The sequence below is a fragment of the Synechococcus sp. A15-62 genome, assembly GCF_014280075.1.
Lineage (GTDB): Bacteria > Cyanobacteriota > Cyanobacteriia > PCC-6307 > Cyanobiaceae > Parasynechococcus.
In genome coordinates this window covers 2,137,131-2,150,930 of the sequence record NZ_CP047950.1, presented here as the reverse complement: position 1 = coordinate 2,150,930, position 13,800 = coordinate 2,137,131, and the positions used below count along the sequence as shown (strand labels likewise).

The 13,800-nt window shown below is 62.9% G+C and carries 11 protein-coding genes; 3 read left to right on the top strand and 8 right to left on the bottom strand.

The genetic code is table 11. The features are described from left to right. Positions 1-41: 41 nt before the first annotated feature. Positions 42-1,181 (top strand): hypothetical protein, encoded by a 1,140-nt coding sequence (locus SynA1562_RS12195; RefSeq protein ID WP_186494062.1) that lies wholly within the window; start codon positions 42-44, stop codon positions 1,179-1,181. On the opposite strand, the gene SynA1562_RS12190 is transcribed toward SynA1562_RS12195, so the two are convergent. Next, positions 1,175-2,923, bottom strand: a complete 1,749-nt coding sequence (locus tag SynA1562_RS12190) for a diflavin flavoprotein (protein ID WP_186494061.1) — start codon at positions 2,921-2,923, stop codon at positions 1,175-1,177. The genes SynA1562_RS12195 and SynA1562_RS12190 overlap by 7 nt on opposite strands. A gap of 82 nt (positions 2,924-3,005) precedes the next feature. Between SynA1562_RS12190 and SynA1562_RS12185 the strand changes: the two genes are divergently transcribed. Next, positions 3,006-4,301, top strand: coding sequence for an NRAMP family divalent metal transporter (locus SynA1562_RS12185; RefSeq protein ID WP_186495438.1), 1,296 nt, complete (start codon positions 3,006-3,008; stop codon positions 4,299-4,301). A gap of 101 nt (positions 4,302-4,402) precedes the next feature. Here SynA1562_RS12185 and SynA1562_RS12180 read toward each other — a convergent pair whose 3' ends face one another. From SynA1562_RS12180 to SynA1562_RS12160, 5 genes are all read right to left on the bottom strand, one after another. Continuing rightward, positions 4,403-4,795 (bottom strand): Hsp20/alpha crystallin family protein, encoded by a 393-nt coding sequence (locus SynA1562_RS12180; protein WP_186494060.1) that lies wholly within the window; start codon positions 4,793-4,795, stop codon positions 4,403-4,405. 166 nt (positions 4,796-4,961) lie between these two features. Beyond that, the gene (locus tag SynA1562_RS12175) at positions 4,962-5,441 is read right to left on the bottom strand and encodes an MEKHLA domain-containing protein (RefSeq protein ID WP_186494059.1); all 480 of its coding nucleotides are present in this window, start codon (positions 5,439-5,441) and stop codon (positions 4,962-4,964) included. A gap of 13 nt (positions 5,442-5,454) precedes the next feature. Beyond that, a complete protein-coding gene (locus SynA1562_RS12170; RefSeq protein WP_186494058.1) occupies positions 5,455-6,342 on the bottom strand; it encodes an SWIM zinc finger family protein in 888 nt (295 codons plus the stop codon). Between the two features lie 2 nt (positions 6,343-6,344). Further along, positions 6,345-9,542 (bottom strand): DEAD/DEAH box helicase, encoded by a 3,198-nt coding sequence (locus SynA1562_RS12165; RefSeq protein ID WP_186494057.1) that lies wholly within the window; start codon positions 9,540-9,542, stop codon positions 6,345-6,347. Next, positions 9,539-9,955, bottom strand: a complete 417-nt coding sequence (locus SynA1562_RS12160) for a hypothetical protein (RefSeq protein ID WP_186494056.1) — start codon at positions 9,953-9,955, stop codon at positions 9,539-9,541. The genes SynA1562_RS12165 and SynA1562_RS12160 overlap by 4 nt, the downstream gene beginning before the upstream one ends. Positions 9,956-9,980: 25 nt before the next feature. Here SynA1562_RS12160 and alaS point away from each other — a divergent pair, with 25 nt between their 5' ends. Further along, positions 9,981-12,650, top strand: a complete 2,670-nt coding sequence (gene alaS, locus SynA1562_RS12155) for an alanine--tRNA ligase (RefSeq protein ID WP_186495437.1) — start codon at positions 9,981-9,983, stop codon at positions 12,648-12,650. A gap of 239 nt (positions 12,651-12,889) precedes the next feature. On the opposite strand, the gene SynA1562_RS12150 is transcribed toward alaS, so the two are convergent. Both SynA1562_RS12150 and SynA1562_RS12940 read right to left on the bottom strand, forming a co-directional pair. Next, a complete protein-coding gene (locus SynA1562_RS12150; RefSeq protein WP_222929801.1) occupies positions 12,890-13,222 on the bottom strand; it encodes a methylglyoxal synthase in 333 nt (110 codons plus the stop codon). Then, positions 13,192-13,782 carry a cyclic nucleotide-binding domain-containing protein gene (locus tag SynA1562_RS12940; RefSeq protein WP_222929800.1) on the bottom strand — a complete coding sequence of 197 codons (591 nt, stop codon included), beginning with the start codon at positions 13,780-13,782 and terminating at the stop codon, positions 13,192-13,194. The genes SynA1562_RS12150 and SynA1562_RS12940 overlap by 31 nt, the downstream gene beginning before the upstream one ends. Positions 13,783-13,800 lie beyond the last annotated feature (18 nt).

Sequence of the window (13,800 nt, the reverse complement as noted above, 5' to 3'; positions counted from 1 at the left end):
CAGTTGAATGTAGGCGTGTTGTTGATGGGAGCAGCAGGCCGGTGGCGCAGCGCGTTGTTGTTCTCTCCTCCCAGCTGATCACCACCCTTTCGGCTCTGGCCTATCTGCGCTGGAGAGGTCTCCGGGGCACCCGACTGGAGGTCGTCTCGCTCTATCGCGACGACCTCAGTCATTCGGCCAAGGCCTTCCAGCCCTTGCTGCAGGGTCTTGCGGCCCAGGATGGGCATCACTGCCGGTTCATTCAGATCCCACCCGACCAGTTTGGAGAGCTCTGTCTTAGAGCTGGGGACAACGTGTTGATCGGGCCTGATCAATTGAAGTGCAGTCTGTTGGTGCTGCCGCGTCTGGACGATCGCGAAGGTCAGCAGATGCTGCGCACCTATCAGGCGTCAGAGGTGGTGGAGCTGGGGGAATCGATTGGGGTTGAAACACGCTTGTATTCAGAGAAGGCCCAGCAAACCCGGATCCAGTCGCTCGGGTTGGTGCGTCGTTCACAAGCGATGGCTTTGGTCCGTTTGGATCCGCTGGTGCCGTTGGGTCGTCCGGTGGAGCCGTTGCGGCTCCAGGAGATGCTCAACATCTGCGCCAGTTTTCAGAAGGCGTTTGTCGACAGCGAAGCGATCCGTGGGCAGCAGTCCAAGGGTGTGCTGCTCTGCCTGCCCTATTTGAGAGTGCCCAAATGGCGCGTCCGCTTGCGGCTTTTGGGTCGATCGTTTGGCTGGCGCTGGACGCCAGGGATCGAGAACCGGGCCTATTTCAGGCGCGCCGTCTGTGCTGCATTACGACCGTTGCCCGCTGATGTGCCAATGCGGGTGCAAGCCCACCCCAAGAACGAAACACACCACGCCTTGATCGAACGGCTGTTGGCTTCGCTGCGGCCTGGCAGATCCTGGGAGCTGCTCCCCGCCAATGAACCTCTGGAGGTGCGGTTGTTGCGTGGATGGTCTGATGCAGGGAGTGAACCTTGGCATGTGCTGGGATTCGGCACCAATCTTTTGGCGGCAGCGGTGTTTCTCGCGCCCCATCACCGAAGGGTTGGCCACTGCCAGCCAGCGGATCAGAGTTGGTGGCGGCGCTGCTCAGATCCGTGGCTCAACCGCCGTGAATGGCGGAGGAGTCAGCATGTGCGCGCCATGCTGAGCAACCTGCTGGATGCACTGGATCAGCTGCAGGCTCAGTAGTGGTTGCCCACTTTGCGGTGATGCACCGCAGTGCTGGCCTCGGCATCGGCCACGTTGCCCTGCTCCACCACGGCATAGATGATCCAGTGGTCGGAGCCCTCCATCCGTTGCTCCACCCGGCAGCCCAGAAATGCCAACGCATCAGCAAGAACCGGGCCGCCATCGGCGGTTCCCTCCAGCACGTTCACACCAGCAAAACGATCGGCACCGGGGGGGAACCGCTTGAGGAAATGGCGCATCAGTTGCTGATGGTTGTCTTGCCGTAGAACGTTCAGCACGAAGCGGTCACCCACCTGCATCAAGGTTTCGATCGCGCGATCTTTGGCGACGGCAATGGTGAGGCCCGGGGGGGTGAAGCTGGCTTGGCTCACCCAGCTGGCCACCATGGCGCTGCGGCGTTGCGACTCGCCCTCCCCCTGGCTGGCGGTCACCACGTAGAGGCCTCCGCTGATGCGACCCAGGGCTTTGTCGAGGTCGCCATCGAGGCTCTTCATTGCTGCGATCGTCTTTTCCTTGGTCAGGAGCTGGCCGAGGTCGGTGCCGGACTCCTCACAGCGTTGGTAATCGCTGCCCTGGGGCAGCTGTTTGATGCGCAGCGGGCTGAAGGCTTGCTTCTGTCCCTGGCTGCGCAGTTGGTCGGCGACGGCGTCGATCGGTTCGTCATTGCCACCGAAGGCGTCGTACACCCCCACCAGCTGCTTGGGATGCAGGGCCGCCAGCAGGGTTCCGATGGAGGTCTGCAGATCTGGCTCAGGTTCCGCGGGCCAGGTCGGCACCACAACAGCTTTGGCATCGCCGATCAGGGCGGTGAGTTCCTGGGGGTCGGTGGCCCGCAGGTCCACCAGCTGCACCTGGGCATCCGCCTTGCCGATGCCATGGGCAATGGCCTGGCTGATCCGATCGGAGAAGCCGTACTGGCTCAGATAGCAAACAGCGGCATAGCTTTCGCCCTTGCTGCGCTGGCCGCTCCACTCGCGGTAGTCGCTGATCCAGTGGCTGAGGTGATGCCGCAACAGCGGCCCGTGTCCCACCGCGATGGTGTTGATCTTCGGCAGGCCATCCATGCGCTTCAGGGCCTGCAGCACGCTGCGGGCATTGGGGCCCATCAGACAGTCGTAATAGAAGCGGAAATCAGGGGCGATGGCACCGGGGTCGGCGTCGAAGACGTCGTCAGAGCAGTAGTGCAGGCCGAAGGCATCGCAGGTGTAGAGGATCCCCGTGCCGTGATCGAAGGAAAAGATCGTGTCCGGCCAGTGCAGGTTTGGAGCACTGAGGAATTCGAAGCGGTGCTGGATGCCGCTCTCGGGATTGGTGCCGAGATCCAACTCCTCGCCGGACTTCACCGCACGGGATTTGAACGGTCGGTGCACCTGGTCCTTGAGGAACTGCAGCGCCACCTTCGAGCCCACGATTTCGATCTCGGGATTGAGATCGATCAGGTCACCGATCAAGCCGGAGTGGTCGGGTTCGGTGTGGCTCACGATCAACACATCGATCGCGGTTGGATCGATCTGCTCCTTGAGCAGGGGGATCCAGGTGTCGCGGAACTTGGCGTGGCTGGTGTCGATCAGGGCGGTGCGTTCTCCCCGAACCAGGAAGGCGTTGTAGGTGGTGCCGTTGCGCAGGCCGAATTCGATGTCGAAGCGGCTGCGGTCCCAGTCGAGGGAGCGAATCGTGGTGGTGTCGGCGGCGATGGCCTCGCACTGCAGCGACAGCTTCGGAGCAGCGGGAGCAACGACCATGAAACCGACCGTGACGGATGTCGACTTTACGGAGATTCAGCGGGCCGAGGCGGCGGAGACTGGTATCAACCGCAACCTTGTGATGGCGTCATCGACGCTGCGACGCAGCATTGGACCCGGAATCCTCTTGGCCGGTGCCTGCATCGGTGGATCCTACTTGATGTCGTCCACCACGGCGGGAGCCCGATTCGGCTTTGCACTGGTGGGTCTGATCCTGCTCACCAACCTGATCAAGTACCCGTTCCTGCGCGTGGGCACCCGCTTCACAGCAGCCACCGGACTGTCACTGCTGGAGGGTTTCCAGAAACGTAATCCCCTTTACCTACCGCTGTATCTGGTGGTGAGCCTGGTGACGGGCACCTTCACCATCGCGGCGGTGAGTTTTGTGGCGGGACTGCTGCTCACCAACGTTCCCTTGCTGGCGGGACTGGACACCTATGGACTGTCCATCGCCGTGCTGGTGGTGAGTGGCCTGGTGCTGCTGCTGGGGCACTACCGAGCACTCGACCGTCTCTCCAAGCTGTTGGTGGTGCTGCTCACCCTGCTCACGGGGATCGCAGCCGCATCGCTGCTGATCCGGGGCCCTGTCGGGGATGTGGCGGCGAGCTGGGTCAGCACCGATCCCAGTCCCTGGACTTGGGCCAACCTGGCCTTCCTGATTCCCCTGATGGGCTGGATGCCCGGACCGGTGGAGATGTGCGTGTGGCCGTCGTTGTGGATGTTCTCCCGTGCACGTGACACCGAGCACACCGCAACGCCGAAGGAGGCCGAATTTGATTTCAACCTCGGCTATGGCGTCACCGTCGTGACGGCCATGTTCTTTGTGATCCTGGGCGCTTACACGATGTACGGCAGTGGTGACGGAATGCTGGCCGGCAGTGGCGTCTCCTTCGCCCAGAAGCTGATCAAGCTCTACACCGCCGCCATGGGTGGTTGGGCGGCCTGGGTGATCATCCCGGCGGCTTTTTCCGCCATGTTCAGCACCACCCTCACCTGCCTCGATGCCTATCCCCGCAGCATTGCGGCGATTCAGGGTCTGCTGCGTCATCACGACACGGGTGATTCAGCCCCGGGGCCGATGCAGCGTCGCTTCGACATCTGGGTGATCGTGCATTTCCTGGCCGCTGTCCTGGCGCTGGTGGTGGCCAAGACCGGTGGGATCGGTGTGAAGGATTTCGTCTTCGGGGCGATGACCGGCAGTTTCCTCACCGCTCCTCTATTCGCCTGGATGGCGATGGATACGATCAACAGCTCCTTGGTCCCGGTGGAGCATCGTTACGGGCGGCTCACCCAGGCCTTCTGCTGGTTTGGCCTGGTGTTTCTCAGTGGTTTCAGCCTGCTGTTCATCGGTCGCTTCTTTCTGGGCCTTGGCGGCTGACTCCCAGCCCTCGGCTGCAACAAAAAACCCCTGCCATGGGCAGGGATTGGGCTTCCGTTCTTCTCTTCTTGTTGTGTTGGGCTTGTTCAACTGAAGGCTGATCAGCTGTCGATTTTCACGGAAACACTGGTGTGCTCCACAGCTTTGCCGGCGTTGATTTCAAGAACGCCGTCCCGATAGCTGGCCTTGAGCTGGTCGCGATCGAGGCTGTGGGGGAAACGGAAGCTGCGGCTCCAGGTGCCGCTGCGGAATTCGCTCAGCAGGAGTGCGTTGGTGTCATCGCTTTCTGTTGCTGGGCGTTCGGCGCTGATCACCAGGTTGCGATCGGTGGCCTTGACGTCGATCGAGTCGCGGTCCACCCCGGGCAGTTCCAGCCGCACGGTGTAGCCGGTTTCGGTCTCGCGGATTTCGGCGTTGGGAACGCGCTCAGCGGTGGCCAATTGCTGCTCGAGTCGCTCGAACAGATCGAAGGGGGATTGGCGAAGGGTCAGCATGATGATGGCTCCGAAGAATGAACATCTGCGGACTGGGTTGATCGCCCGCCATCACAATCTGCGCCGGTTGGATGAGAACCAGAAGGATGAGAACCGTCCGTTTGGATTCGGTCTCTACCACCAGGTTCGGCTGGCACCACAGGGATGGTGTTGAAACCGAATCTCCTTAAAGCCACCACCAGTCGCTGAAGCAGGCCGCCTGGCCGCAGACCTGTTCTTCTGCATCCCAGAGGGTCCAGATCCGGGCCTTGTTGATCATGAATCGCCGTCCTTTGCGGCTGATGCGAATGCCGCGATAGTTCTGCACTGCATCGAGGCGTTTGGCCTGGCCCAGGGCGCTGCTGCGTTCCGCCCGTTCGGTCTCCGGTGCGGTGAGCCGTGAGGGCATGCCGATCAGCTCATCCCAGCGGGTTTCCCACAGCTGCAGGGCCGCAGCGTTGGCGTAACTGAGCTCGGGATCCTGCTCCGTGCCATGGGCCAGCACCGGAAAGCCGCAGGCGAAAAGGTTCTGGCAGATCAGCCGCTTTGAGTGACCCGGTTGGTGGGTGGCGATCAGCGGCCTGCTGAAGGCCCGTTGATGCGATTCCAGCAGCACTCCGGTAAGTTCTTGTTTGTCGGTGGTGAGCCAGGCGGCTTCGCTGGCCATGGCCCCCTCCGCGTCAGCCGCCGGCTGCCATGGCCTGCAGCATCGCCTTCTGGGCACTGGCCTGGCCGTGGGCCTTGAGATTGCTGAGGAAGGTGCTGCGCGCATCGGCGAAGCGGGGGTCCTCCGCCAGCGGCAGCTCTCCGGCGGCATCGAGGCCCGTGTCGCCCTCCATGGCTGGGGTGATCACCACCAGGTCGCCATCGAGGCTGCGGTTGTAGCGCCACCACAGGGCCGGGTCCTGCACCGCCGCATGGGGCGGCAGTGGTGTTGCCTCTTCAGATCTGCTGACTTTGTTCTCTTCCTTGGCCGCCGCCGCCCGCTCGGCCAGGGCCTTGCGACGGTGTTCCGCCAGATCTTCCAGCAGCCGGGCCCGGTTGCGTCCCCGCAGTTGGAACAGCACGAAGGGGTCTTCACTGAAGCGATCCCCCATCAGGAAATACACCGCGCTGATGTGTTTGCAGGGGTTGGCCTTGTCCGGGCAGCTGCACTCGCTGCGCACCTCCTGCAACTTGAACGGGAACAGGCGCTTGCCGCTGGCGGCGAAGGCCCGTTCGATGTCGGAGGGCATGATCCCGGCTAGCAGCTGGGCCGACCAGCGGGCTTTCTGGGTCAGCGCTTCCAGCACATAGCCCCAGTCCTCATCGTTGAGCACGTCCAGCCACAGCTTCACCTTGTAGGGCGCTTCATCGGTGCCCTGGACGCGGGCATGCACGCGGCGGCCTTCGAAGCGGATCGAGGTCACATGGCCTTCGCGGGCGTAGCCCCAGGCCCGCTCCAGCCGTTTCTTGAAGCGGTAGCCGTTGATCAGCTCCATCCACTGCTCGACCCACCAGGGCTGTTGGCCCAGGCCGTCGTCGCCGATGGCGGTGATGCCGTTGTTGTTGCCGTTGCTGAGGGTCATGGTCAGGTGTCCTCCAAGGCGACGAGATCGCGCAGTTGATCTCCACCGAGGCTTCCCAGCCAATCCTCGCCGGAGCCGATCACATCCTCAGCCAGGCGTGATTTTTCGCGGATCATGCGATCGATCTTTTCCTCCACCGAGCCGCTGGTGATGAATTTGTGCACCATCACCCGGTTGGTCTGGCCGATCCGGTAGGCCCGGTCGGTGGCCTGGTTTTCCACGGCCGGGTTCCACCAACGGTCGATGTGGAACACGTGGCTGGCCCGCGTGAGGTTAAGGCCCACACCACCTGCTTTCAACGAGAGCAGGAACAGTTGCGGACCGCGGGGATCCTCCTGGAAGCGATCCACCATCGCCTGGCGCTCGCTCTTGCGGGTGCCGCCGTGCAGGAAGGGCACCTCTGATTTCCAGCGTTGCTGCATCCAGGCCTGCAGCAGATGCCCCCATTCGGCGAACTGGGTGAACAGCAGGGCCCGATCGCCCGCCTCGATCACTTCATCGAGGATTTCCTCCAGCCGCTGCAGCTTGGCCGAACGGCCCAGGAAGCCATCGTCCACGGCCCCTTCGCTCAGGGCCAGGGCGGGATGGTTGCAGATCTGTTTCAACCTGGTGAGCAGGGCCAGCACCTGCCCGTGGCGCTGCCCGCGCGGCGCCCGTGCAATGGCATCGAGGGTGTCTTCCACGGTCTTGCTGTACAGGGATTTCTGCTCCTTGCTCAACCCCACCCATTCGCTCAGTTCCACCTTTTCCGGCAGGTCGGAAATGATCGTTTTGTCGGTTTTCAGCCGGCGCAGGATGAATGGACCCACGCGGCCTTTCAGGTCCCGCAGGGACGACATGTCGCCGTACCGCTCGATTGGCATCCGGTAACGCTGACGGAAGAAGTCCTCTTCCCCGAGCACCTTGGGGTTGAGGAAGTCCATCAAGGCCCACAGTTCGCTCACCCGGTTCTCCACCGGGGTGCCGGTGAGGGCGATGCGGAAGCGGTTGCTCTTGCTGCGGCCAGGGCGGGCCAGATCCCGGGCGGCCTGGCTCTGTTTGGCGCCGGGGTTCTTGATTGCCTGGGCTTCGTCAATCACCACCCCCTGCCAGTCCTGGGTTTCCAGCAGTTCGCTGTCCCGCTGCAGCAACCCGTAGCTGGTGAGCACCAGATCCACTTCCTTCAACGCTTTCTTGAGTTCGGCGGGTGTGGAGGGCCGGCGCGGGCCGTAATGCTCGGTGACCTTCAACTCTGGGGTGAACGATTCCGCCTCCCGTCGCCAGTTGGTGAGCACCGATGTGGGGGCCACCAGCAGCACCGGGCGTTTCAGTTCCTGCTCCGCTTTGAGGTGCTGCAGAAACGCCAGCAACTGAATGGTTTTTCCCAGGCCCATGTCGTCAGCCAGGCAAGCTCCCTGGTCGAAGCGGTGCAGGAAGGCGAGCCAGCCGAGACCTCGCTCCTGATAGGGCCGCAGCTGACCGCTGAATCCCTCGGGAGCTGGCAAGGGGTCGGGGGCCTTCTGCTGGTGGTATTGCTCCAGCACCGATTGCAGCCGTGGGCCGGCGTCGAAACGGTGCACCGGCATCCGCATCAACAGTTCCCCTTCCGTTCCCGTCAGCCGCAGCGCGTCATCGAGGCTCAGTTCCGGTTTCGCGCCACAGAAGCGTTCGGCGTTCTTGAGGTCGTTGGGCCGCAGTTCGATCCAGGCCCCCTTGTGACGCACCAGGGGGCTGCGCTTGCCGCTCAGGCGCTCCAGTTCCCGCAGGGTGAGCGTCACCCCGCCGATCATCAGATCCCACTCCCAGTCCAGACATTCGCCCAAGGTGAAGCCGCGGGAGCGCTCCGGAAGTTCCGCCTTTATCGACAGGCCCAGTCGGCTGGCCAGGCCACCGGAGAGGCTGGGCGGCAGCTCCACCCCCACCCCGGCATCCCTCAGCTGACGGGCAGCCGTGCGCACCAGCACGAAGGCTTCGGCCGGGGTCAGCTGCATCGTGTCCGGCGTGGCGCTCTCCAGGCCCCGTTCGATCGGTGGGAACACCGTCAGAGCTCGTCCGAGGCCCTCCAGCAGCACTTCGCCCGGTTGATCCACCTGGATCTCCCCTAGTTGCAGCATCTCGGCACCGGAGGCCCAGGCTGCGGTGGCCGGGAGCTTCAGACTGGGGTCAGCTTCCGCCTGCAGTCCGAAGCGCAGCTCCCAGAGATCCTCCCCATCCGGTGGGGTGTGCAGTTCAAGGCAGGTGCGGGCTGCAGCAAAACCGCCGGCGATCCCCTCCCTCCAGTGATGGCTGGCGGTGGCCAGGCGTTCGGCCTCTTCATCGCCGATCTCGATCACCCCGGTCTCCGACCCCAGGGCTTCCTGCCAGAGGGTCAGCAGGGGATCAAGCCCATCGGTGGAGGGTTCAAAGTCCTTGCGCAGCTGCGCGTCCACCAGGTCTTCCAGCAGCGTCGCCACCCGCAGGCGTCCGCTGCGGGGCCGGCAGCTGGCCACAGGGTTGGCGGCTCGCATCGCCTCCGGTCGCAACCGGGTGGTGCGGTTGCTGCGGCGCCCCAGGGGTTCCCGCCAGGGCAAGGCGCAGGTGGCCACCAGCGGCAGGCTGGCCGCCAGATCCTCCAGCCGGCGCCGGTCTTCTTCCCGGTTGAGCAGCGGCACCCAACGGGCCCGATGGGGATAGCCCTCCCCTTTGCTGAGCTCCATCTGGGGAATCCAGCGGCCCCGGGCCACCAGGCTCAAGGCCCAGCGCTGCAGATGGCTCCACCAGCGCAGTTCGTCAGCCAGGTCTGGATTGGTGCCGGAGAGCGGCAATCGGGACAGCCACTCCGTGGCCGCCGATGGTTCCACAGCGAGCCCCTGCACCTGCCAGGGCCACCATTCGGTTTGCTTGGGGATCGGTTCGCCGGCCTGCATTGGCAGCCCGGTCCAGCCCGGTGGTTCCGGCGTTGGTTCCTCTTTTTTGCTGCGGCTTTTGCGCGGCTTCACCGTCCGGCTCGGAAGGGTGAGGCACGCCGTGGCATCGATGCAGCCGCCGGGCAAGAGGTCGCGTTCGCTCAGCCAGGCCCTGAGGTCGTCATGGCTGAGGGTGAAGGGGTGCAGCGCGGGGGTGAGGCCCGGGCCTTCCGGTGTGGCCACACGCCAGGTGTCAGCCCAAACGAGCAGTGCCGGTTGACCGGAACTGCTGGAGGTGCGGATGGCGGGAAGCCAGGTGGCGTGCAGCAGGCTCATGGCCGCGACGCGGGCAGGAAGCGGAGGGTGCCGTGGAGCAGGAGAGCACTGCCGATCAACGGCAGCCAGGCCTTAAGTAGCTCCAGTAATAATGATGCCAGGCCATCGACCTGCCAGTTGTCAAGGGGTAGGGGCATGCCGAGGCTGCGCAACCCGCAGACCGCCCCCACCAGACCCGCCTGCAGATGCCCGTCATCAGGGTCCACCCGTTGCAGGTGGAAGGCCAGCAGGCCGTAAAAGAGACCGCAACCGCCGGAACGCACCGCAGCTTCCAGGCTCCAGGGCAGGCTCAGCAGCCCAGCACTGATCCCAGCAGCCAGCGCCCAGCCGATCGACTGCAGCCGCAGTCGCTGGCGAATCTCGGGATCACTGGGTGGAACGGCCACAGGCGCCGGCGGTTCAAAGGCGATCATGACGGCAGGATCCCCCTTCCTTGTCATGGTTGCCGCCGCATCGTCGTCTTCTGCAGCGTCTGCACCGCGCAGTGGGGAGGAGATCCGTGAGGCCTTCCTCAACTTCTACGCCGAGCGCGGCCATAAGCGGATGGCCAGCGCTTCCTTGATTCCCGAAGACCCAACGGTGCTGCTCACCATTGCGGGAATGCTGCCGTTCAAGCCGGTGTTTCTCGGCCAGCAAGAGCGACCTGCGCCTCGGGCCACCAGCTCGCAAAAGTGCATCCGCACCAACGACATCGAGAACGTGGGGCGCACGGCCCGGCATCACACCTTCTTCGAGATGCTCGGCAACTTCTCGTTCGGGGATTACTTCAAGCAGCAGGCGATTGAGTGGGCCTGGGAGCTCAGCACCGGCGTCTATGGCATCGATCCCAAGCACCTGGTGGTGAGCGTCTTTCGGGAAGACGACGAAGCCGAGCAGATCTGGCGTGATGTGGTTGGGGTGAACCCCAAGCGGATCATCCGCATGGATGAGGCCGACAACTTCTGGGCGTCGGGCCCCACCGGCCCCTGTGGCCCCTGCTCGGAGATCTATTACGACTTCAAACCCGAGCTTGGGGATGAGGGCATTGATCTCGAGGACGACGACCGGTTCATCGAGTTCTACAACTTGGTGTTCATGCAGTACAACCGCGACGCGGAGGGCACCCTCACGCCGCTGGCCAACCGCAACATCGACACCGGCATGGGCCTTGAGCGGATGGCCCAGATCCTGCAGAAGGTTCCCAACAACTACGAAACCGATCTGATCTTTCCGCTGATCCAAGCGGCTGCCGATCTGGCGGGGGTCGATTACCACCAACTCAACGACAAGGGCAAGACGTCGTTGAAGGTGATCGGCGACCACAGCCGTGCGGTGACGCAGTTGATCTGCGATGGCGTCACCGCCAGCAACCTCGGCCGCGGCTACATCCTGCGGCGCCTGCTGCGCCGGGTGGTGCGCCATGGCCGCCTGCTGGGCATCGACAAACCCTTCCTCGTCACCATGGGCGAGGCGGCGATTGCCCTGCTCAAGGGGGCCCACCCCAGCGTGGTTGAGCGCCAGGAAGTGATCCTGGCCGAGCTCCAGCGGGAGGAAGCCCGCTTCCTTGAGACCCTCGAGCGCGGCGAGAAGTTGCTGGCGGAGGTGCTGGCCTCCAAGCCCACCCAGATCACCGGCGCCCAGGCCTTTGAGCTGTATGACACCTATGGCTTCCCGCTTGAGCTCACCCAGGAAATCGCCGAGGAGCAGGGCCTGGCCGTCGACCTCGATGGCTTCGAGGCGGCAATGGAGAAGCAGCGTCAGCGCGCCAAGGCGGCCGCGGTGAGCATCGATCTCACCCTGCAGGATGCGATCGACCAGGTGGTGGCGGATCAGGCGGCCACCTGTTTCGAGGGCTATGAAGCCCTCGATCACGCCTCCTGCATGCAGGCATTGGTGGTGAACGGTGAACCAGCCACCACCGCCAAGGCGGGCGATGCGGTTCAGGTGGTGCTCGACACCACGCCGTTCTATGGAGAAGGCGGCGGTCAGGTGGGCGATCGCGGGGTGCTGGCGGGCAGTGATTTGATTGTTCGGATTGAGTCGGTGAGCCGCAGCCGCGACGTCTTCGTCCATGCCGGGCGGGTGGAACGGGGTGAGCTCTCCCTGGGCGACACCGTGAAAGCTCAGGTGGACCGCGCTTGCCGGCGTCGGGCCCAGGCCAATCACACGGCCACCCACCTGCTGCAGGCAGCGCTCAAGCAGGTGGTGGATCCAGGCATCGGCCAGGCCGGATCACTGGTGGATTTCGATCGCCTGCGCTTCGACTTCCATTGCCCCACGGCGGTGACGGCGGATCAGTTGCAGCAGGTTGAAACCCTGATTAACGGTTGGATCAACGAAGCCCATGCGCTGCAGGTGCAGGAGATGGCGATCGACCAGGCCAAGGCGGCCGGTGCCGTGGCGATGTTCGGTGAGAAATACGCCGATGTGGTGCGGGTGGTCGACGTGCCCGGTGTGTCGATGGAGCTCTGCGGTGGCACCCACGTGGCCAACACCGCTGAGATTGGCCTGTTCAAGATCGTGGCGGAAAGTGGTGTGGCGGCCGGCATCCGTCGGATTGAAGCCGTCGCTGGTCCTGCCGTGCTCGCCTATCTGAACGAGCGCGATGCGGTGGTGAAGCAGCTGGGGGATCGCTTCAAGGCCCAGCCGGCCGAGCTTGTTGACCGTGTGGCGGCCCTTCAGGAGGAGCTCAAGGCAAGCGGCAAGGCGCTGGCCGCGGCTCAGGCGGAACTCGCGGTGGTTAAGGCCGGTGCTCTGGCAGCCAAGGCTGAGGCCGTGGGCGACTTCCAACTGCTGGTGGAACGCCTCGACGGCGTGGATGGCGCCGGTTTGCAGGTCGCAGCTCAGAGCCTGGCGGATCAGCTGGGGGATGGTGCGGCCGTGGTGATCGGCGGTCTGCCGGATCCCGGCGACATGGGCAAGGTGATCCTGGTGGCCGCCTTCGGCAAGCAGGTGATCGCCGCCAAGCTGCAGGCCGGCAAGTTCATCGGCGGCATCGCCAAACAGTGCGGTGGTGGCGGTGGTGGACGCCCGAACCTGGCCCAGGCCGGCGGTCGTGATGGTGCTGCCCTGCCTGGTGCTCTTGATGCAGCTCAAGCTGAGCTGGCGGCAGCTCTCGCTGCCGTCTGACCACAGGCTTCGCTGTTAGGAGAGCAGGGTTTGGAACAGTTTTTTCATCCGGCCCACCATGTCTTGGCTGTTCGGTGCGACTGATTTGATGGTGAGCTTGGCCAGTTGAGCTTGTCGATCCGAGGATGTTCTGGTGGAGGATCTGGGAACCATGCCGTGAAAGGTTGGCCGGACCCCATCCCCGTCTATGGCCTGATTGCGCTTCGGGCTTATGAAAGCTGATTGAACTGAGGGTCGATTTACCCTGCTTCAACCACTTTTTTCTGACCCTGAACATAGGTCTGAAGAACATGGTTGGGGATTAATTCCTGCTCAGACTTTCCTGAGAGGAGATAGTCGAGAATGGCTTCGCCGCTTTGCGGGTTGGTGGCAAACGGAATCTGATAAACGTCGCAGAGGCGCCCCAAGGCTTCAATGTCGGCATGGTGGGGGTGTGCGGAGAGCGGGTCTCTGAAGAAAATCACCCCGCAAATGTTTTGCGTTGAAATGAGTGTTCCAACGGCTTGGTCGCCACCGAGAGGCCCCGAAGCCACCTTTTTGCTTAAGACAAGACCTGTCTTTTTGTAAAGCATGCTTCCGGTTGTGCCCGTGGCGATGAGTGGAAATTTTCAAGTTTGGTGCTGTGGATTGCGCAAAACTCCATCAGGCTTTCTTTCATGTTGTTGTGAGCAATTAATGCCAGATATTTGCGTTTGTCGATATAATTTTCTGTGGCGAATTGCTCTTCTCGAGCGCGTCTGATGGCCCGGAAGTACTCTCTGTATTTCAGGGCAAGTGGTTGGTTCTCGCTGAGGAAGTCTTCAAAGTTGTGAACTGAAAATCGCCCAACAGTTGTCGGTTCGATGGTTCGAACATCTGCAATTCGTGTGGCCTCGTCTGAAAAAAGGCTCTCTCCAATGATTGAGCCTGGTTTTTCAATGGCGAGTTGTCGTTCGCCATCAACGATTTGAACAAGTCCATCCAGGATGAATACCATGCTGCAGGAGGGCTCCCCTTTTTTCATCAAGACGGTTTCTGCTTGGACCGTCTCGATGGATAGATGCCCAGCGAGGCTTTCGATCTCATCGTGGCTGAAGGAATGCTTCAGGTTTCCTTCCTGTTGAAGAATTTCGATCAGTGCCTTGCGATTCATATGTCAAGCGATGTTTTC

Bases quoted from the DNA above. Each gene is read 5' to 3' on its own strand.
- SynA1562_RS12180 (WP_186494060.1), bottom strand. From the start codon at position 4,795: ATGCTGACCCTTCGCCAATCCCCCTTCGATCTGTTCGAGCGACTCGAG.
- SynA1562_RS12190 (WP_186494061.1), bottom strand. From the start codon at position 2,923: ATGGTCGTTGCTCCCGCTGCTCCGAAGCTGTCGCTGCAGTGCGAGGCC.
- alaS (WP_186495437.1), top strand. From the start codon at position 9,981: ATGGTTGCCGCCGCATCGTCGTCTTCTGCAGCGTCTGCACCGCGCAGT.
- SynA1562_RS12150 (WP_222929801.1), bottom strand. From the start codon at position 13,222: ATGCTTTACAAAAAGACAGGTCTTGTCTTAAGCAAAAAGGTGGCTTCG.
- SynA1562_RS12185 (WP_186495438.1), top strand. From the start codon at position 3,006: ATGGCGTCATCGACGCTGCGACGCAGCATTGGACCCGGAATCCTCTTG.
- SynA1562_RS12165 (WP_186494057.1), bottom strand. From the start codon at position 9,542: ATGAGCCTGCTGCACGCCACCTGGCTTCCCGCCATCCGCACCTCCAGC.
- SynA1562_RS12940 (WP_222929800.1), bottom strand. From the start codon at position 13,782: ATGAATCGCAAGGCACTGATCGAAATTCTTCAACAGGAAGGAAACCTG.
- SynA1562_RS12170 (WP_186494058.1), bottom strand. From the start codon at position 6,342: ATGACCCTCAGCAACGGCAACAACAACGGCATCACCGCCATCGGCGAC.
- SynA1562_RS12175 (WP_186494059.1), bottom strand. From the start codon at position 5,441: ATGGCCAGCGAAGCCGCCTGGCTCACCACCGACAAACAAGAACTTACC.
- SynA1562_RS12160 (WP_186494056.1), bottom strand. From the start codon at position 9,955: ATGATCGCCTTTGAACCGCCGGCGCCTGTGGCCGTTCCACCCAGTGAT.